The sequence below is a fragment of the Bacillus sp. BD59S genome, from assembly GCF_007363175.1.
GTDB lineage: Bacteria > Bacillota > Bacilli > Bacillales > Bacillaceae_G > Bacillus_A > Bacillus_A pacificus.
The window spans coordinates 4,825,915-4,844,018 of sequence record NZ_CP034686.1 but is presented as its reverse complement, the minus strand read 5'-3'; the positions used below and the strand labels follow the sequence as shown (position 1 = coordinate 4,844,018).

The 18,104-nt window shown below is 37.6% G+C and carries 14 protein-coding genes and 1 riboswitch; of the genes, 7 read left to right on the top strand and 7 right to left on the bottom strand.

Annotated features, from left to right (window positions below):
• Positions 1 to 85 precede the first annotated feature (85 nt).
• Positions 86 to 970: a D-amino-acid transaminase gene (locus tag EKQ63_RS27615; protein WP_049112924.1), complete on the bottom strand. Its 885-nt coding sequence runs from the start codon at positions 968 to 970 to the stop codon at positions 86 to 88.
• 510 nt (positions 971 to 1,480) lie between these two features.
• Positions 1,481 to 3,409, bottom strand: a complete 1,929-nt coding sequence (locus EKQ63_RS27610) for an LTA synthase family protein (protein WP_016718951.1) — start codon at positions 3,407 to 3,409, stop codon at positions 1,481 to 1,483.
• A 546-nt stretch (positions 3,410 to 3,955) separates the two neighbouring features.
• Between EKQ63_RS27610 and EKQ63_RS27600 the strand changes: the two genes are divergently transcribed.
• Together EKQ63_RS27600 and EKQ63_RS27595 are read left to right on the top strand one after the other, a co-directional pair.
• Positions 3,956 to 4,321 carry a YkvA family protein gene (locus tag EKQ63_RS27600; RefSeq protein ID WP_000435502.1) on the top strand — a complete coding sequence of 122 codons (366 nt, stop codon included), beginning with the start codon at positions 3,956 to 3,958 and terminating at the stop codon, positions 4,319 to 4,321.
• 50 nt (positions 4,322 to 4,371) lie between these two features.
• Positions 4,372 to 4,863 carry a metal-binding protein gene (locus EKQ63_RS27595; protein WP_143881681.1) on the top strand — a complete coding sequence of 164 codons (492 nt, stop codon included), beginning with the start codon at positions 4,372 to 4,374 and terminating at the stop codon, positions 4,861 to 4,863.
• 68 nt (positions 4,864 to 4,931) lie between these two features.
• Here the strand turns inward: EKQ63_RS27595 and EKQ63_RS27590 are convergent, their stop codons facing one another.
• On the bottom strand, positions 4,932 to 5,249 hold the full coding sequence (locus EKQ63_RS27590; RefSeq protein ID WP_143881680.1) for a magnetosome magnetite crystal formation protein family: 318 nt from the start codon (positions 5,247 to 5,249) through the stop codon (positions 4,932 to 4,934).
• 296 nt (positions 5,250 to 5,545) lie between these two features.
• On the opposite strand from EKQ63_RS27590, the gene lldP reads away from it, so the two are divergent.
• Both lldP and thiC read left to right on the top strand, forming a co-directional pair.
• Positions 5,546 to 7,207, top strand: a complete 1,662-nt coding sequence (lldP, locus tag EKQ63_RS27585) for an L-lactate permease (protein WP_143881679.1) — start codon at positions 5,546 to 5,548, stop codon at positions 7,205 to 7,207.
• Between the two features lie 71 nt (positions 7,208 to 7,278).
• Positions 7,279 to 7,394, top strand: a riboswitch (TPP riboswitch).
• A 113-nt stretch (positions 7,395 to 7,507) separates the two neighbouring features.
• The gene (gene thiC / locus EKQ63_RS27580) at positions 7,508 to 9,268 is read left to right on the top strand and encodes a phosphomethylpyrimidine synthase ThiC (RefSeq protein ID WP_143881678.1); all 1,761 of its coding nucleotides are present in this window, start codon (positions 7,508 to 7,510) and stop codon (positions 9,266 to 9,268) included.
• 101 nt (positions 9,269 to 9,369) lie between these two features.
• Here the strand turns inward: thiC and EKQ63_RS27575 are convergent, their stop codons facing one another.
• The 3 genes from EKQ63_RS27575 to cydA all read right to left on the bottom strand — a co-directional run bounded on the left by EKQ63_RS27575 (position 9,370) and on the right by cydA (position 13,448).
• On the bottom strand, positions 9,370 to 10,728 hold the full coding sequence (locus EKQ63_RS27575; RefSeq protein ID WP_087955125.1) for an arsenic transporter: 1,359 nt from the start codon (positions 10,726 to 10,728) through the stop codon (positions 9,370 to 9,372).
• Positions 10,729 to 11,074: 346 nt separating this feature from the next.
• A complete protein-coding gene (locus EKQ63_RS27570) occupies positions 11,075 to 12,100 on the bottom strand; it encodes a cytochrome d ubiquinol oxidase subunit II (protein WP_143881677.1) in 1,026 nt (341 codons plus the stop codon).
• Positions 12,093 to 13,448, bottom strand: a complete 1,356-nt coding sequence (gene cydA / locus EKQ63_RS27565; protein WP_143881676.1) for a cytochrome ubiquinol oxidase subunit I — start codon at positions 13,446 to 13,448, stop codon at positions 12,093 to 12,095. The genes EKQ63_RS27570 and cydA overlap by 8 nt, the downstream gene beginning before the upstream one ends.
• Before the next feature lie 251 nt (positions 13,449 to 13,699).
• Between cydA and EKQ63_RS30065 the strand changes: the two genes are divergently transcribed.
• Both EKQ63_RS30065 and EKQ63_RS27560 read left to right on the top strand, forming a co-directional pair.
• A complete protein-coding gene (locus tag EKQ63_RS30065) occupies positions 13,700 to 13,852 on the top strand; it encodes a hypothetical protein (protein ID WP_173601759.1) in 153 nt (50 codons plus the stop codon).
• A 91-nt stretch (positions 13,853 to 13,943) separates the two neighbouring features.
• Entirely contained in the window at positions 13,944 to 15,029 is a 1,086-nt protein-coding gene (locus tag EKQ63_RS27560; RefSeq protein WP_140168432.1) for a transcriptional regulator, read from the top strand.
• Between the two features lie 46 nt (positions 15,030 to 15,075).
• Here EKQ63_RS27560 and EKQ63_RS27555 read toward each other — a convergent pair whose 3' ends face one another.
• Entirely contained in the window at positions 15,076 to 15,960 is an 885-nt protein-coding gene (locus EKQ63_RS27555; protein ID WP_087955122.1) for a LysR family transcriptional regulator, read from the bottom strand.
• A gap of 135 nt (positions 15,961 to 16,095) precedes the next feature.
• Between EKQ63_RS27555 and EKQ63_RS27550 the strand changes: the two genes are divergently transcribed.
• Positions 16,096 to 18,096 (top strand): YhgE/Pip domain-containing protein, encoded by a 2,001-nt coding sequence (locus EKQ63_RS27550; RefSeq protein WP_088325780.1) that lies wholly within the window; start codon positions 16,096 to 16,098, stop codon positions 18,094 to 18,096.
• The last annotated feature ends 8 nt before the right edge of the window (positions 18,097 to 18,104 follow it).

Genomic DNA, 18,104 nt, shown 5'->3' with positions numbered 1-18,104 from the left:
AAGAAAAAATCAAGGCATAAATCTATACCTTGATTTCCATTTAAATACATATATTGAATGTAGAAAGGATAGAAATTATTCGTGTTTAAGAAGATGACATATTGGATTGTAACAAACTCTGAGAAAATGATCGTTGCAGCATTTTAGTGATAGGGCCAACTTGACCATCTTGGATTGCGGTTCCATCAAGATGAGTCATCGGCAAAATTTCAATTGTTGTTCCTGTAAAAAAGCATTCATCCGCTTGATAAACATCACGAACGCTGAAAAGCTCTTCTTGTACTGGAATACGAAGGGTTTTCGCTAAAGAAAGGACATATTGACGAATAATGCCGTTTAAAATAAGGTGATTAGCTGGATGTGTGTAAAGAGTTCCGTTTTTAATTAGAAAGAAGTTAGAGTGGCTTCCCTCAGTTACAGTACCATTTCGTACGAAAAGGGCCTCTTTACAACCTTTTCGTTCCGCTTTCGTAGTAGCTAATATATTCGGTAATAAATTTAATGATTTAATATCACAGCGTAGCCAGCGTGTATCCGGTTCTGATATGGCACGTACACCATATTCAATCCATAACGCTGGTCTTTCTTTCTTTGTAATATAGGCATAGATTGTTGGAGGGACGTCATATGAGAACGTATGGGTACGAGCTTGTACACCACGAGATACTTGCAAATAAATCGTTCCATCTTCGTGGAAATTATTATTTTCGATTAGTTTATAAAGTAGGGTAATCAGTTCCGCTTTTGAGAAAGGGAGTGTTAATTCTATTTCTTCCATGGAGCGATACAATCTTGTGATATGCGGATCTAATAAGTGAAAGTTCCCTTTATATAGACGAATAACCTCGTAGACACCATCCCCAAACTGCAAGCCTCTTTCCTCAAGGTCTATGTACGTTTTTTGTTTCGTTGTATCAATAACTGCATCATTCCAAAGTACAAATCTTTCATATGCCAATTTTCGTCCCATCCTTTCGTAAGTGCATAAGTAAAGTGAAGCTTTCATTCATTTGGAATAAAAATCACTACAGTAATTTTTATGTGAGTAATTCTTTACATATGACGTATATGTATTTGTAAATGGTAGAGAACTGGTAGTGATTTACAGCGTTTCGTATATACAAATTCGAAAATAAGAAATAAGAATCCTGCTTTTAAATAAAAAAAAGCAACATTCTTATGGAATGCTGCACAAGGAGGGTAGCTATCTTTCATAGGGACATCGTCTTATTGAATGTTTTGTGTATGGAAACAAAACATATTGAAAGACAATTATAAGAAAGTAGAAATAAACGATTCACATATTTCTTTAAGGGATCTTATTACAGATGAGAGATAAGAAATATATAGAACCTCGTTTACATATTTTATTATAGAGATACTTCATTAACTCTATGTGAATATTTGGTAAAGGTTATGTAATGTTAAAGTTAATGAATATAAGTAATTGTATGGAGGAATATAAAAAAAGAGGCTGAGATTACTCAGCGCTCTTCTTTTCTTCTTTAATAGCTGTCTTTACTTCACCAGTTTTGATCTTGTTGCTTTCAGAGAAGCGAAGTAAGTCACCCTCAATGATTTTGTCAGACATGTTCAATTCATTTTGGGCACGATCAATAAGTGGTTGAGATTCCTCTTTTGGCAGTTGTACAACTTCGCCAGTAGCGCGGTCGTAGAATGTACTGTTCGTGTACATGTACTTATCTGTAACAAAGCTACCATCACGAAGAACAACGAAGCCTTTATTATCAGGTGAGAATACGTCATGACCGAATCGAACGTCATTCGTAGAGTCTACACCAAGTAAGTTTAGAATAGTTGGTTTAATGTCAATTTCACCAGTTGGTTTTGAAATTGTTTTACCTTCTTTTTGACCTGGAACGTGAATAAACATCGGTGTTTTTTGTAAGTTCATATGGTCAAATGCAGTAATTTCTTCTTTTCCTAAGAACTGTGCCATTGCACGGTTATGGTTTTCAGAAATACCGTAGTGGTCACCGTAGAATACGATAACTGAGTTGTCGTAAATACCTTCTGCTTTTAGACGCTCAATGAAGTGTTTCATTGCTTCGTCTAAGTAGCGAGCTGTTACCATGTAACGGTCAAATACGCCATCACCAGAATTGTATTCATCAATTAATTTTGTATTGTCATCATAAGTGAATGGGTAATGGTTTGTTAAAGTAAGGAAGCGAGTATAGAACGGTTGCTTCACTTGTTTTAACATATCGATAGATTGATCAAAGTACTCGATATCTTTTAATCCCCAGTTTAATTTTGTTTCTGGCGTAATCTTGTAGTCAAGCTCGTTGTAGTAACGATCATAACCAAGTGCCGGATACATAATGTTACGGTTCCAGAATGTTGCGTTGTTTGCGTGGAATACTGCAGTGTAGTATCCTTGCTGACGTAAAATTTCTGGAGTTGCTGTATATTCGTTGTTACCGTGTGTGAAGAATACAGCACCACGGTCTAGTGGATACATTGAAGTATCTACTAAGAATTCAGCATCAGATGTTTTTCCTTGCCCAGTTTGATGGAAGAAGTTATCAAAGTAATAACTTTCTTTCGTAAATTGGTTTAAGAATGGTGTAACTTCTTGTCCGTTAACTGTTGCACCAATTAAGAATGTTTGTAATGACTCAAGAGATACAACGATTACGTTCTTCCCTTTTGCAGTACCAAACATATTTGGATCTGGTTTGCTTTGGGTTGTTTTTACGTAGTTCTCTGTTTCCTGTAATTTACTACCGTCAGCAAATGCTTTTTGTGAACTTGATTTTGCTTGTAAGCCAAGATCATACACTTGGTGTACATATAAACCTAAGTTTTTAACAAGCATAACGCGGTCGAATGAACGTGTTAATAGTTCTGGACGCTCAGCTTCTGCCAATCCTAAGTTTGCGAAGAAAATAGCAATTGTTGACACGAAGTATAGGGAACGCATTGGGCGTGCTACACGTTCTGTCGGTGCAAAATTCTTCATCTTCTTCAATAAAATGAAGAATACGATAATATCAGCAAATGCAAGGATAATTTTGTAGTTAAATAATTCTTTTACACTAGAACCTAAACTTCCGAAGTTAGATGTTTGTCCTAGTACTGGTAAAGTAACGAAGTCATTGTAAAATCCGTAGAACATTACGTTACCAACAAGAACGATTGTTAAGACAAAATTAATTCCAAGTGCTATATAGTTACGTTTTTTCCCTTTTGCAAATAATGCAAGACCAACAAGCAGTAATGATGCTGCTAATGGGCTCAGGAATAAAATGAATTCTTGCATGAAAGATTCAAGTTTTAAATCAAAGCTTGTGCGTGTAATAAGATATGTCTTCAACCATAAGGCTAAAGCTACGAATGCAGTGAAACGCACATTTTGAAATTGTGATTTCAAGGTTTCTTTCATTCATTTCCACCCTTTCTCTATCAGGCTTGGTCGATTTTGGAGCGAAAAATGCTAAAATAAAAAATACATAGTTTTCTTGGCCATAATTAAAGGTTCTATATTCACCCATATACGACTATAACTATGCATACCCTTTTAGTTTCTTGTGTTACTCATAAGCATAACGTCATTTCTGTATTATACAACAAAATTCATTTCTGAGAAACACTATAACATTTTACATTTTTTGTATGAGATTTGTCACTACCAGAGAAAACTTTAACATTCGTTTATATGTCCGTCAACTAGAAAATATAACAAAGGTAGAGCAGAATGTTAAGTGAAAGTGAAAATTCTCTTTGTTGAGAAATAAGAAATGACAATGGGTAAGTGGTTATCTAGAAACCTATTATATGAAGGGAAGTACGTAAAAATTAACGAACATTTGTTCTTTTTAGGTTTGTTTGTTACAATGAAAGTTCATTGATAGATTATGTGTAATTTTGATGAACTTTTACTGAAAACATATTGTAGCTTATTTCTTTTAAAAAATAGGGAGGCTTTTACATGGAGCAAAAATTTTCAGTTGAAGCGTTTTGGAAGAAAGTAAAACATGTCGCAAAGCAGGCGGGGCAGTCGGTCATTTATGCAAGTTTATTGTTGTTTTACGTTTTGCAGAAACCAGATGTTCCAAAACGAGTGAAAATTATTGTAATTGGGGCACTTGCTTATTTTATTGCACCGATTGATGCGATTCCAGATTTCGTTGCTGGAATTGGTTATACGGATGATTTAGGGGCGTTAATGGCTGCGTTATTACAAGCGTCGTTATACGTCGATGATGATGTAAAAGATAAAGCACGAGTGAAGTTGGCAGAATGGTTTGGTTCGGATATAGACACATCCTTTATCGATCAGAAATTAGATCAATAGGTGAGAACTGTCACATGGTGACAGGGCGAACGTAAGCGAGGAAGTGCATTATGCCATCAGGAAGAACGCATACGAAAATAAACTTAATATCCCTTCCGGTTGTTTTGTTTCTGCTCTTTTCGTATGGACTAACAAATTTTGATTTTTTATTAACTTTTGCAATTGGTTTTTTAGTAGGTACTACATTTTTAACACCGGATTTAGATACGTATAGTAATGCGTATAATAAATGGGGATTCCTGCGTATATTTTGGTATCCGTATAAGAAGGTAATGCCGCATCGCTCCTTCTTTACACACACAATTATACTTGGTGATGTGATTCGTATTGCATACATGTTAATTGTGTTTTCTCCATTTTTATTCCTATTAAATGTAATCGCGCTTGACGGTAATTTAATAGAAATTGCGAAGGACCATGAGGTTGAAATTGTAACGTTCGTAATGGGAATTGTTGTGGCAAGCACGCTTCACATTATAGCGGATAAAGTGAATACGCGCCGCAAGAAAATGATGAGAAAAAAGAAGAGACGCAGAAGATAAAAAACCGTCCCAAAAGGTATTTTGGGACGGTTTTTCTTTTTTAATCAAACGTTTGTTTAAAAAGGAAATTAAGCTTTCAGTACTTTAATACCTTTTACGATGTTCCAAATGAAGTAGTATAAGCTAATGATTCCGCAAATACATAAGACAATCATTGTACCGATCCCCAATGTTACATCCGGTTGATCAGATCCAAGACCCATAATTCCTAAAATAGTTACGCCAATGAATGTAGCGATGCTTGGAATGATGTGTGTCCATAGAGCGCGTTTTGCGTGTGGTTTCGTTTCAGAATCGCCCACAGTCCACACAATAATCGGGAATAAGATAGGGGCAAATAATACACTAAAGTATGATAAAGCTGCTAATATTTTGTTTCCGTTCATATATATCACCTCATGAATAATGTCTGTTGTTATACTATTATTATGCAATAGTTTTGGCAAGCTTTCTATCGATGAACATTACAGCAAGGTGACGATTTTGTAAGATTTTTATGTTAAATAATAAAATTTTCGAAAAAATCTTTTTAAACGGAAATTGTTATGGTACAGTATAAATGAAAGTTATTGAAAACGTTTTCTTAAACGTTTTTTTATTTTAGGCTGAAAGGTATGATGACCTGATAGTCTATTGATGAGGTTATTCTATTTAAAAGGGGATTCTTTAGGGGGAGAGAACAATGAACACATGGACACAAGTTTATGATCCGTTCGGAAACATTTGGATTTCGGCAGCAGTCGCACTTATTCCGATTATCTTTTTTTTCTTAGCTTTAGCAGTTTTCCGCATGAAGGGGTACGTGGCAGGATTTATTACAGTTGTACTTACAATTTTAGTGGCGTTATTCGCTTATAAGATGCCGTTCATGATGGCGATGGCAGCGACTGGATATGGTTTTTTATACGGATTATGGCCAATTGCTTGGATTATCATTATGTCGGTATTTTTATATAAAATATCTGTGAAAACAGGTCAATTCGATGTGATTCGTGCATCTGTATTATCCATTACGAATGATCATCGTTTACTCGTTATTTTAATCGGTTTTTCATTCGGAGCATTTTTAGAAGGGGCAGCAGGATTTGGTGCACCAGTAGCGATTACGGCAGCGCTTCTTGCAGGTCTTGGGTTAAATCCTTTATATGCAGCAGGTCTTTGTTTAATTGCAAATACAGCACCAGTAGCGTTCGGGGCGATGGGTATTCCGATTACAGTTGCTGGACAAGTAACAGGTATTGATCCACATAAAATTGGACAAATGGCTGGACATCAATTACCGTTCTTATCATTATTTGTTCCATTCTTTATCGTATTTTTAATGGACGGGTTGAAAGGGGTAAGACAAACATGGCCTGCTTTACTTGTAGCAGGTAGCTCATTTGCAATTACGCAGTTCATAACAGCGACATTCTTAGGACCAGAACTTCCGGATATTACGTCAGCACTTGTAAGTTTAGTGAGTTTAGCGCTGTTCTTAAAAGTATGGCAACCGAAAGAAATTTATCAATCGGGGCAAGCAAATAGAGAAGTAGCTGCGGCAACGACGGCGACATCTATGCCGAAACTAACAGTAGGAAAAGTCGTAAAAGCATGGTCTCCATTCATTGTTTTAACTGTGATGGTAGTTATTTGGAGCCAAAGTTTCTTTAAATCGTTATTTGCTCCAGGCGGCGCATTGGAAAGCCTTGTGTTTAAGTTTGAAATTCCAGGCTTGCACAATTTAGTAATGAAAGCAGAGCCTATTGTAAATAAAGCGACGCCTTACGAGGCAATTTTGAAGTTTGATGTATTATCAGCAACGGGAACAGCAATTTTAATTGCTTGTCTCATTTCCATGCTGATTTTGAAAATGAGTGTAAAAGATGCAGTGGTAACATTTAAAGAAACTTTAAGTGAACTTAAAATGCCAATTCTATCTATTGGATTTGTATTAGGATTTGCATTTATCGCAAACTATTCTGGGCTATCTTCTACACTAGCATTGGCACTAGCAGGAACTGGCGGACTATTCCCGTTCTTCTCACCATTCTTAGGGTGGATTGGCGTATTCTTAACAGGGTCTGATACGTCAGCGAATGCATTATTCTCAAATTTACAAGCAATTACAGCGCAGCAAGTCGGTGTATCTGAAGTACTTCTCGTTGCAGCAAATACAACGGGCGGTGTAACAGGAAAAATGATTTCTCCGCAATCGATTGCCATTGCTTGTGCAGCAGTTGGACTTGCTGGGAAAGAATCAGATTTATTCCGGTTTACAGTAAAGCATAGTTTGTTCTTCGTAATAATTGTGGGGATTATGACTTATGTTCAGGCTTATTATTTAACTTGGATGATTCCATAAAGAGCAAAAGAAATAAACTTTGCATTTTTCAGATTATCGTGTATGATGAGAAAGTATTGAAAATTAAATCAGTGATAAACTAGGGGTGCCTAACGTATGCGTAGGCTGAGAGAGAAGCGCGTGAACTTCTTAACCCTTTGGACCTGATCTGGCTCGTACCAGCGTAGGGAAGTTAACGGCTTTACATAATGATGTCTTTTATGAGCCAGGTCCTTATTTTTTTATGGACCTGGCTCTTTTTATTTTGGCATACGCTGGCCATATCTCGTCCTTGTCACGTACAGGGGGGCAATAAAGGTTATGAAACAGTCTGTTTCAGCTGAGCAAATTGAATTGAAATCGAGTTTACCAGGAAGTAAGAAAGTGTATGTGGATGGACCACGAGAAGGTATGAAGGTGCCGATGCGTGAGATTGAACAAAGCGATACAAACGGCGTTCCGAATCCGCCAATTCGTGTGTATGATACGAGCGGTCCTTATACGGATCCAGAGTATAAAGTGGACCTGGAAAAGGGGTTGCAGGCGCCGCGCCACTCTTGGATTCTAGAGCGTGGGGATGTAGAAGCATACGAAGGGCGCGAAGTGAAACCAGAGGATGACGGTGTGAAGGTGGCTTCAAAACATACACCTGTTTTCCCGCAGATGGATCGCAAACCGCTTAGAGCGAAGCAAGGTGCAAATGTTACGCAAATGCATTATGCGCGTAATGGCATCATTACGTCTGAGATGGAATACGTTGCGATTCGTGAAGGAGTAGAGCCGGAGTTTGTTCGCAAGGAAATCGCGGAAGGTCGTGCTATTTTACCAGCGAATATTAACCATCCTGAAGCAGAGCCGATGATTATCGGACGTAATTTCCACGTGAAGGTTAATGCAAATATCGGTAACTCTGCTGTATCGTCTTCTATTGCAGAAGAAGTAGAGAAGATGACGTGGGCTACTCGCTGGGGTGCAGATACGATTATGGATTTATCTACAGGTAAAAACATTCATACGACGCGTGAGTGGATTATTCGTAACGCGCCTGTACCAGTTGGAACTGTACCAATCTATCAAGCGCTTGAAAAAGTAAATGGAATTGCAGAAGATTTAACGTGGGAAGTGTATCGTGATACGTTAATTGAGCAGGCGGAGCAAGGCGTTGATTACTTCACGATTCACGCTGGCGTATTACTTCGTTACATTCCAATTACTGCAAAGCGTACGACAGGTATCGTTTCGCGTGGTGGTTCAATTATGGCGCAGTGGTGTTTATTCCATCATAAAGAAAACTTCCTATACACTCATTTTGAAGAGATTTGTGAAATTATGAAGCAGTACGATGTTTCGTTCTCTCTTGGAGATGGATTGCGTCCCGGTTCGATTGCAGATGCAAATGACGAAGCGCAATTCTCAGAGCTTGAAACACTTGGTGAATTAACGAAGATTGCTTGGAAACATGATGTGCAAGTGATGATTGAAGGACCTGGGCATGTACCGATGCATTTAATTAAAGAGAACATGGAGAAAGAGCTTGATATTTGTCAGGGCGCGCCGTTCTATACACTTGGGCCGTTAACGACAGATATCGCACCAGGGTATGACCATATTACATCGGCAATTGGAGCTGCGATGATTGGCTGGTTTGGAACAGCGATGCTTTGTTATGTAACGCCGAAAGAACATTTAGGTTTACCGAATAAAGATGATGTACGCGAAGGTGTTATTACGTACAAAATCGCTGCGCATGCGGCTGATCTGGCGAAAGGGCACAAAACGGCTCATCAGCGTGATGATGCACTTTCAAAAGCTCGCTTTGAATTCCGTTGGCGCGATCAATTTAATTTATCTTTAGATCCTGAACGTGCAATGGAGTATCATGATGAAACGTTGCCAGCAGAAGGTGCGAAAACGGCTCATTTCTGTTCCATGTGTGGACCAAAGTTTTGTAGTATGAGAATTTCACATGATATTCGTGAATACGCAAAAGAAAATGATTTAGAAACGACAGAAGCAATTGAAAAAGGAATGAAAGAGAAAGCGAAAGAATTTAAAGACACTGGTAGTCATTTATACCAATAACACGTTACACCTCTTTACTTGATTGATCACACTGTAGTACCTAACTTAAATATAGAAGAAGCCCGCTTTGCTAAGACGGTAGCAAAGTGGGCTTCTGTCGTTTATAAAGCGAAGAAGAGGTGTACCCAGTAGAATAAGAGGAATAATGTGACGACTGTTGTGAGTGGAATAACGATAAGGGATACACTTAAATAGTCTTTCCATTTTACTTTAATTTTGTTTTGTCTCAGGATATACATCCAAATAAGGGAAGCTAGCGTACCAATTGGTAGTAATAGTGAACCGATGTCACTACCAATAATGTTTGCGAGATAGATAGTTTTTAAAGTGATTGGGTCTAGTCCCATTTCTGTTAATGTGATCGTACCAATCATAAGTGCAGGGTGATTATTGAAGACGTTAGAGAGGAGGGAAACGAGTCCGCCCATTGCAAAGCTAGCATAAAGTAGATGTTGATTTACAACTGGCTCAAGCCATTGTACAAGGGCAGCTGTTAAACCTGCATTGTGAAGTCCGTAAATAATGACGTACATAGAGAAAGCGAAAATTAAAATGTGCCATGGTGTCTTTTTCAAAATATCGATAGGGTTTGTTCGTAAGTAGTACCATCTCCAGATAAGAAGAACGAGTGAACCGAGTACGGCAACGATTTCGATTGGAATAGATAAGAAGGATGCAACGAACAGAAGACAGCGCATAAGGAAGACGAAGCCTAATACTTTTAGCATGAATTTTGTACGTTTTTGTTTCGTATCAACAGAATTTTTTCCCTTTAACGGATGGAAGTTTTTCGTGAAGAATATTTCTTCGATATCATATGAAGAAACAGGTAATTTTTTTGGAAGTTTTTTCTTCAAAACCGTATACATGAGCCATGACATAAACAATAGTCCTAATGTTGCAGGTACAAACATCATAGCAGTATGCATATAAAGAGTCATATGGACGATGTTTAATGCGATTAAATTTACGATATTACTTACACCAATTGGTGCGCTAGATGCAGTAGCGATTAAAGCACCGCTTAATAAATAAGGGATTTGTTGGTGAGGTTTTAATTTAAGGTTTCTTAGTAATAAAATTAGGATTGGAGTTGTAATTAAAATACTACCATCGTTATTAAATAAGAGAGTCATAAGAAAACATAATAATTGAATATACCAGTATAAACGACGACCAGAGCCTTTTGCTAAATTTGCAAGTTTCGCTGCGGACCAGTGGAAGAAGCCGAAGCTTTCTAATATAACCGCCATAACGATGGTCGCTAATATTGTTATGGAGGCACCGCCAATTTTACTAATAATGTCCATGACGTCTGGTTTTGATACAAGTCCAGTAATCAGGATAATGCCAGCACCAATTGCTGCCGGCCACGCCTCATTTAAACCACGAGGTCGCCAAAAGATAACAATCATCGTTAGGAAGAATACAATAATAGTAATCCATATTTCAATGCTCATATTTTGCCTACCTTTCTATTTTTCCTTGAACAAGTAGCTTGTCTCAAGTTTATATTGGTAGTATATTCAGCAAAAAATAAGAAGAACTAGACGTATAACGGAGTATAGTGAATATGTGTTTTTCAAGTTATGGGACAAGTATCTCTCTTAGTGAAATAACTATTGTGAGAGGAGTCTATAAATTGAAGGGGCAGTAAGGTAGTATATGAAATTTATATGAGCGATTATTGAAATATATCGATCGCAAATCAAAATATATGAGCGATTTTTAAAATATATCGATTTACCGAAAAAAATGACAAAAGGGTCCATCCCAAAATATCTTTTGGAACAGACCCACACAATATTATTTTTCCTTCAAAAAAGTTCGATCCTTCAAGAATAAATTCCAGAAGAAAATAAATCCTGGTAATAAAATTGCGATCCCAATTGCATATAGAATAAGTAATGCATAGAATGTTTCTGTCGTTGTAAAGCTCGTAAATACAGTTACATCAGGATAAATAATATATGGTAAATGCGCAACGCCGTAAGCGTAACTTGCAAATGCATATTGAGCGACGACTGCTAAAACGGCAATGCGAGGGTATCCTAGTGCGCCATACTTTTTGTTTGTCCACCAAAGAGAAGAGTACCCAATAACGAATAAAACGATAGAAACTGTAAACCATGGGAATTGCTTGATTAATCCTTGCATCAGCCAGTGTGTTTCCGGATCCATTACAACGAGGGCGATAATTGCCGTGACGAGCGTTGCAGGGCCAAGGATGATCGCGTTTCTTCTATAAATTTTATATGCATCTTCTGAACGTTGTTCTCTCGCAAAATCAGCAAGAAAGAGAGAGGAGAGAAATAGTTCCGAAGTTAGTCCGAAGAGCATGTAACAGTAGATCACCGGGCTAGAAAGAAGTTTTCCATAAAGGAGTACTTCTTTTCCTTCAGACATTGTAATATAAGCCCCCTCTGTAACAGGTAAAACGGTAATTAATAGAGCAGGAATTAAGAGCCCTGTAATACCTGAAATAATACGAAGAAGGTGTTGGTACTTAGGTAGAGAATAAGCAAATACCATAAATGTACTGCGAATTGCCACGAGTACTAAAATTAACATAACTGGTACGAACATGACTGTCGCAAGGGTGAAAGCAGCTTTCGGAAAGAAACCGAGAAAAGCGACAACGACAAAGACGAGAAATGTATTTGTTACTTCCCAGGTTGGTGATAAGTATCGATTGGCAAGCTTGGCAGCGAGCGTTGGATGTTTTGCGTATACCATGCCCCAAAAACCTGCTCCAAAATCGATGGACCCTAATATACTATATACGAAAATAAGAGCCCATAAGATGATGATTGCAATACTTTCCTCATGCACGAGAATCGCCTCCTTCGTGATGTAAATCATTTGTAAGCGGATGTTTCTTAAAGAATGTTCGTAGTACAAAAACTGTTAAAATACCGAGTCCAATATATAAAATGATGAATAGAATAAATAAAGGACCGACAAAATCAGCGCGTGTAGAAGCGTCGACTGTACGTTGCATACCGTAAATGGTCCATGGCTGACGACCGCTACAGCTGAAAATCCACCCAAATTCAATGCCGAGCATCATAATTGGTCCACATGCGGCAGCTCCCCAAAGAAGCCACTTCGGTAGCTCTGTTCCTTTTTTTCGGTAAACAAAGTACCAATATAAGAGGGCAATTGCTGCAACTGCAAAGGTAAAGGCAGCAGTGCCAACCATTAAATTGAACAGTGTATGCGTGTAAAATGGTGGCCATGTTTCTTGTGGAAATTCCTTTAGTCCTTTTACGACAGTGCTAGGGTCTAGTCCTACTAGTAGGCTAAGCATGTTCGGAATTTCTAGTGCGTAGTTTAGTTCAAGTGTGTTGGGATCTACAACGCCGCCAATTGATAACGGTGCATGTGATGTCGTTTCAAATAAAGCTTCAGCAGATGCCAGTTTTTCAGGGGAATGCTTATGTAAAGCAATTGCCGATTCGTGTCCCGAAAGCCACATCGTAGCGCCTGTAATAAATGTCACGACGAGTCCTAACAGTAGTCCTTTTTTATGATATGCCACTTCACGTTCACTTACATTCTTCTTTAATAATTTAAATCCAGCGATAGAGGCAATGACGGCAGCTCCAGTTGCGTAGGCTGTAATCACAACGTGGAATGCGCTCGTGCCAAAACTCGGATTAAAGAAAGCTTTCCACGGATCAACGTTAAAAACTGATCCATCTGGCCCCATTGAAAAGCCCGCGGGTGTATTCATCCATGTATTTGCCGATGTAATAAGCACGGCGGATGCCGTGGCACCAATCATAACGAAGAATAGCGAGATTAATCTCATGAATGGAGGTAGTTTGTCAGCTGCATATACATAAATGGACATGAACAAAGCCTCTAAAAAGAAGGCGAAAATCTCAATTTGAAAGGGCACAGAAATAACTTGCCCAACAATTTTGGCAAAACCAGGCCAAAGCAGTGAGATTTGCACACCAACGATTGTTCCAGTTGGAATTGCTACACCAAGAAGGATGGCAAAGGCCTTTGTCCATCTTTTCGCCATAATGGCGTAGTCGGAATCTTTCTTCCAGTGATAGAGTATTTCACTTATAAAAATCATTAATGAAAGTCCGACACCAAGTGTTGCGAAGATAATGTGGAATGCTAGTGAAGAACCGAAAAATGCTCTTGCTAATGTTACCGTATCCATATGTAAACTCCTCTTCTTTTTTGCCATTATTTTCTGATTGAATTGGAAGATTTATTCAAAAAAACTTCCAAAAATATATATGTATTTAAAAAGTGAATATGATAATATTATGTTTGAATATTCTAAATAGAAAGAAGTTCATGTTTAATAATATTTTGTTTGTTTTTTAGTGAGGAATATTTTATAATCTTTTATGCGAACATAAGTTCTGTTTTTGAAATGAAGAAGTTTATGTGAAATGGAGAGGATGTTTGATGTATCCTGAAGTCATTAAAAAGATGGCATTTTCAAAAGAGCATAGAGATTTATTATTGAAGCTGTATAATAAAGAGATTACGCGTAGTGAGTATGATCGACTCGTGGAATCGCTATATAGACCTTCTAAAGAGGCTTGTGAGGGATAGAGGAACGGGAGACAATCTAACAGATTGTCTTTTTTACATTTACGTATGTTCTGGTAAAATTAAGGATAGCCTTACTAGGGAGGTGAAAAGTTTGCGGAAACGTATATATATAGTGATTGGAGTTATCCTTTTAATCGCTTTAGGTGGAATTGTATTTTGGTCAGCTTTGCAAGGAAACCGTACGGAACATTTTATTTTAAGACATATGGTGAATGAAAATGGGACGCTTGCTACATATCGTTTAGAAGATACAAAAGCAGGTACCGGTGAAGCGAAAGGCCGTGAAGCTTTATCGGAATCAGCAGGACTATGGTTGCAATATACACTCGATAAAGACGATCAAGCGTTATTCGATGAACAAGTTAAGGTTATTCAAAATAACTTTGTACATAAGAACCAAATTGTTTTATGGAAAATCTCTGAAAAGGGAGAAATGCAGTCAGCTACAAATGCACTTATTGATGACCTTCGTATTATAGAACAGTTATATCGCGCTTATGAAATGTACAAGGAAGAGCGCTATAAAAACTTGGCAGATCAATTGAGTGATGCTGTAATTCGTTATAATAAGAAAGATAATTATTATGTTGATTATTATGATGCAGATGCAAGGAAACAAAATGATTTTGCAACAACGTCATATATAAATCCGCGCGCGTTCTCCTATATGAAAAAGTATGGCAAAGTTTCTGCTCAGCAATATCAGGAAGTCGTTCAATTTTTAGCGGATTATCCAAGGCATGGATGGGCATTCCCGAAAGAGTATAAAGCAGATGGTACATTTACGTATGACAAAGAAGTGAATCTTATTGATCAATCATACGTTGCATATCATCGTAGTTTAGGTGGTCTTTCATCCGATGCTTATTTGGAATTTATAAAGAAGAAATTTCAGGAGGATGGAAAGTTATACGGTCGTTACAATTTAGAAACGGGAAAACAAACTGTCAATTATGAATCGCCAGCGGCTTACGGATTAACGATTTTGTACGTACTACAAACAGGTGATACAAAGTTTGCAAAGGAATTATATGATCATATGGCCACATTCCGAAATGACAACGTATTTAGTAGATATTACGGTGGATATGTAACAGGTGAAAATAACAATACGCATATTTTTGATAATGTTTTGCCGCTTTTAGCTGAAATAGAATTAGAGAAGAGTGAAAAATAAAAGGTGCCACCCTTGGGGATGGCACCTTTCATTTTTTGATATTATTTTACGTCCTAATATTGGAGAAGTAATCAATCACGAATTCACGGAATTGCTGGGCAGTTTTTGATAAGTAACGTTTTTTTGACCAGCTTAACCCAATCGTTCGCTCACAATTTGGTTCAATAATACGTAACTTATTTAATGCTAAAGTAGAGTTTTTTAATAAAGTTAAACTTGGGACAAAGGCGATGCCGAGGCCTTGCTTAATAAGGTCGCTAATCACGGTTGGTTCATCTACTTCAAAAGCGATATGTGGAGTGAAGCCAGCTTCTTTACAAAATTCATCTGTTAAGTGCCGAAATCCATAGCCAGTGTTCATACTAATGAACGGTTCGTCTTTTACTTCATGTAGATAGATACTTTTACGTTCTGATAAACGATGACCTGAAGGGACGACTAAGAAAATTTCTTCTGTAATAAGTGGTTCCCAAATAATCTCTTCGCCTTCAATTGGCACAGAAGAAATGCAAAAGTCAATTTCTATATTATCTAGTTGTCGTTTCATAGAAGGAGTAGATGCGAGAAATTGTTGGAATCGAACGTTAGGATGTTCTAGTAAAAAAGAACCAATTAGTTCGGGTAATATTCTTGGAATAGAAACAGCCAACGTAATAGAGCTTTGTTGTAAGTCAGCTAAATCTTTAATTTCTCGTTCGCCTTCACTTAATTCATGAAAAATGCGCTCTACTCGTTTTAAGAATACTTTCCCGAAAGAGTTTAATGTAATTTGTCGCCCTTGGCGGTCAAATAGCGGAACGCCTAAGTCCTTTTCTAATCTAGCAATTGTTTTGCTGAGCGAAGGTTGTGCGATATGCAATTCCTCAGCCGCTTTTGTCATATGTTCTAATCGTGCGACTGTTTGAAAGTATTTTAGTTGAAGAAGTTCCATTTTGACTCTCCTATCTATAGATCGAAAGGAATGAATTGATAATTAAAGATGTATTATACAGTATGAAAAGTGACGTGTATAGTAAATCTGTTAAACCATTGTAATGGTGTGAAATTAGGAGAAGGAGTATGTTTCATGAATGGAATTCAACTTATATTTAAAGATTGGAAAGCGATGTGGCACCATAAACATGGGCGTATCGCTTTAATTTTTTTATTAATCGTTCCTTTAATTTATTCAGGATTCTTTTTAGCTGGATATTGGGATCCATACGGACGATTAGATAAATTACCTGTTGCGATTGTGAATTTAGATAAAGGCGCTGCGATGGATGAGAAAACAATTCATGCAGGAGACGATTTTGTAAAAAATTTAAAAGAGAATAAGGAACTGGCTTTTCATTTCGTATCAGAAAAAAATGCTGAGGAAGGGTTAAAAGAAGATAAGTACTATATGGTTGTTACGATTCCAGCCGATTTCTCTAAAAAGGTAAGTACACTTATGGATGAGAAGCCAGAACCAGCACAATTGCAGTACAAAGTAAATCCGGGTAAAAACTTTGTAGCAGCGCAAATTGGAACGACAGCTGTTGAAAATATGAAAACAAAAATTTCAAATAGTATTACGAAATCTTATACAGAAGGTGTCTTTTCAAAGTTTCAGGACTTAGCACAAGGGTTGAGTGATGCAAGTAATGGTGCTGGGAAGTTACATGAAGGAACGACAGATGCAAGAAATGGGGCAAATCAACTTGCAGATGGTATTCATCGTTTAAGTGAAGGGACATCAAAAGTGAAAGAAGGAAGTGAAAAACTTGCTTCTAGTAAATCAGCCTTAACTGAAGGAGCGAATGAGCTAAGTCAAGGAGCAACCTCACTTCATAGCGGTATGGAGTTATTGACGCAAGGTGAAAAAACGTTACAATCAGGGGTTAGTGAATTAAGTGCTGGTACAAATGAATGGGTGAACGGAAGTGAGAAACTTGCTGAGGGGCAAGTGAAAGCGGACAATGCAGCAAATAGTGTAAAACAACAATTAGAAGAGTACGTGAAAAATCATCCAGAAGTGCAGCAAGATCCTGCTTTTCAAAAGATTATCGCTACTTCTAATGGATTAGCTCAAGCAACAAACACTTTAAATCATAGTCAGAAACAATTGACACAAGGTGCACAGAAGCTTGCAGATGGTCAGCATAAGGTTGAAGAAGGTATGAATACATTCGGAGTTAAGTTAAATGAAGCTACTGCTGGAACGAAAAAGATAGCAGATGGTGCTACAAATTTAGCTAGTGGATTTACGAAATGGGGAACTGGATTTACATCATTACAAGAAGGTGTAAATCAACTTGCGAATGGCGGAACAGAGCTGAATCATGGTGCTGATCAGTTAACGAACGGACTTGTTAAACTTGACGATGGTGCGAAAGAACTTTCTACGAAATTGGGAGAGGGCGCAGAGAAGATAGCGGATGTTCGCAATGATGATGCACGCAATACGATGTTCTCAGAGCCGGTTCAATTAGTGAAGTCAACAGTTTCTGACGTGCCTAATTACGGTTCGGGTATTGCACCATATTTCTTATCGCTTGCATTTTATGTTGGCGGAATTATGGCATCAAATATTTTACCGCTTGGCCGTAGACAAAATATGAAAGTAAGCGGAACAGTACATTTTATTAATAAATTAGGATTAGTATATGTAATTGGACTTATTCAAGCATTACTAGTGGATGTGGTTGTGCTAGGAGTTATGAAATTAGAAGTTGCAAGTGTGCCACTCTTTGTTTTATCAAGTATCGTTATTTCCTTTACGTTCATGACGTTTATTCTTATGTTAGTAACGGTGTTTGGTCTTGTTGGAAAGTTCTTAGCGGTAACGCTTCTCGTCTTGCAATTAGCGACGAGCGGTGGGACTTTCCCAGGAGAATTAAATATAGCTGTTCTTAGCAAGATTGGACAATTTCTCCCAATGTCCCATTCTCTTAGAGGATTGCAAGATGTGATTTCTTTAGGAGATTGGTCGCAATTACAAATGCAAATTTTAATATTGTTATGCTATCTCGTTGTTGCTGGTGGAATTGCTTGGATTACGAGCCATATACAACATAGGGAAACGAATGCAGAACAAGTTTCTTAAAATGAAAG

Coding starts and splice junctions, on each gene's coding strand:
- EKQ63_RS27615 (WP_049112924.1), bottom strand. CDS start 970: ATGGGACGAAAATTGGCATATGAAAGATTTGTACTTTGGAATGATGCA.
- EKQ63_RS27610 (WP_016718951.1), bottom strand. CDS start 3,409: ATGAAAGAAACCTTGAAATCACAATTTCAAAATGTGCGTTTCACTGCA.
- EKQ63_RS27600 (WP_000435502.1), top strand. CDS start 3,956: ATGGAGCAAAAATTTTCAGTTGAAGCGTTTTGGAAGAAAGTAAAACAT.
- EKQ63_RS27595 (WP_143881681.1), top strand. CDS start 4,372: ATGCCATCAGGAAGAACGCATACGAAAATAAACTTAATATCCCTTCCG.
- EKQ63_RS27590 (WP_143881680.1), bottom strand. CDS start 5,249: ATGAACGGAAACAAAATATTAGCAGCTTTATCATACTTTAGTGTATTA.
- lldP (WP_143881679.1), top strand. CDS start 5,546: ATGAACACATGGACACAAGTTTATGATCCGTTCGGAAACATTTGGATT.
- thiC (WP_143881678.1), top strand. CDS start 7,508: ATGAAACAGTCTGTTTCAGCTGAGCAAATTGAATTGAAATCGAGTTTA.
- EKQ63_RS27575 (WP_087955125.1), bottom strand. CDS start 10,728: ATGAGCATTGAAATATGGATTACTATTATTGTATTCTTCCTAACGATG.
- cydA (WP_143881676.1), bottom strand. CDS start 13,448: ATGGATACGGTAACATTAGCAAGAGCATTTTTCGGTTCTTCACTAGCA.
- EKQ63_RS27555 (WP_087955122.1), bottom strand. CDS start 15,960: ATGGAACTTCTTCAACTAAAATACTTTCAAACAGTCGCACGATTAGAA.
- EKQ63_RS27550 (WP_088325780.1), top strand. CDS start 16,096: ATGAATGGAATTCAACTTATATTTAAAGATTGGAAAGCGATGTGGCAC.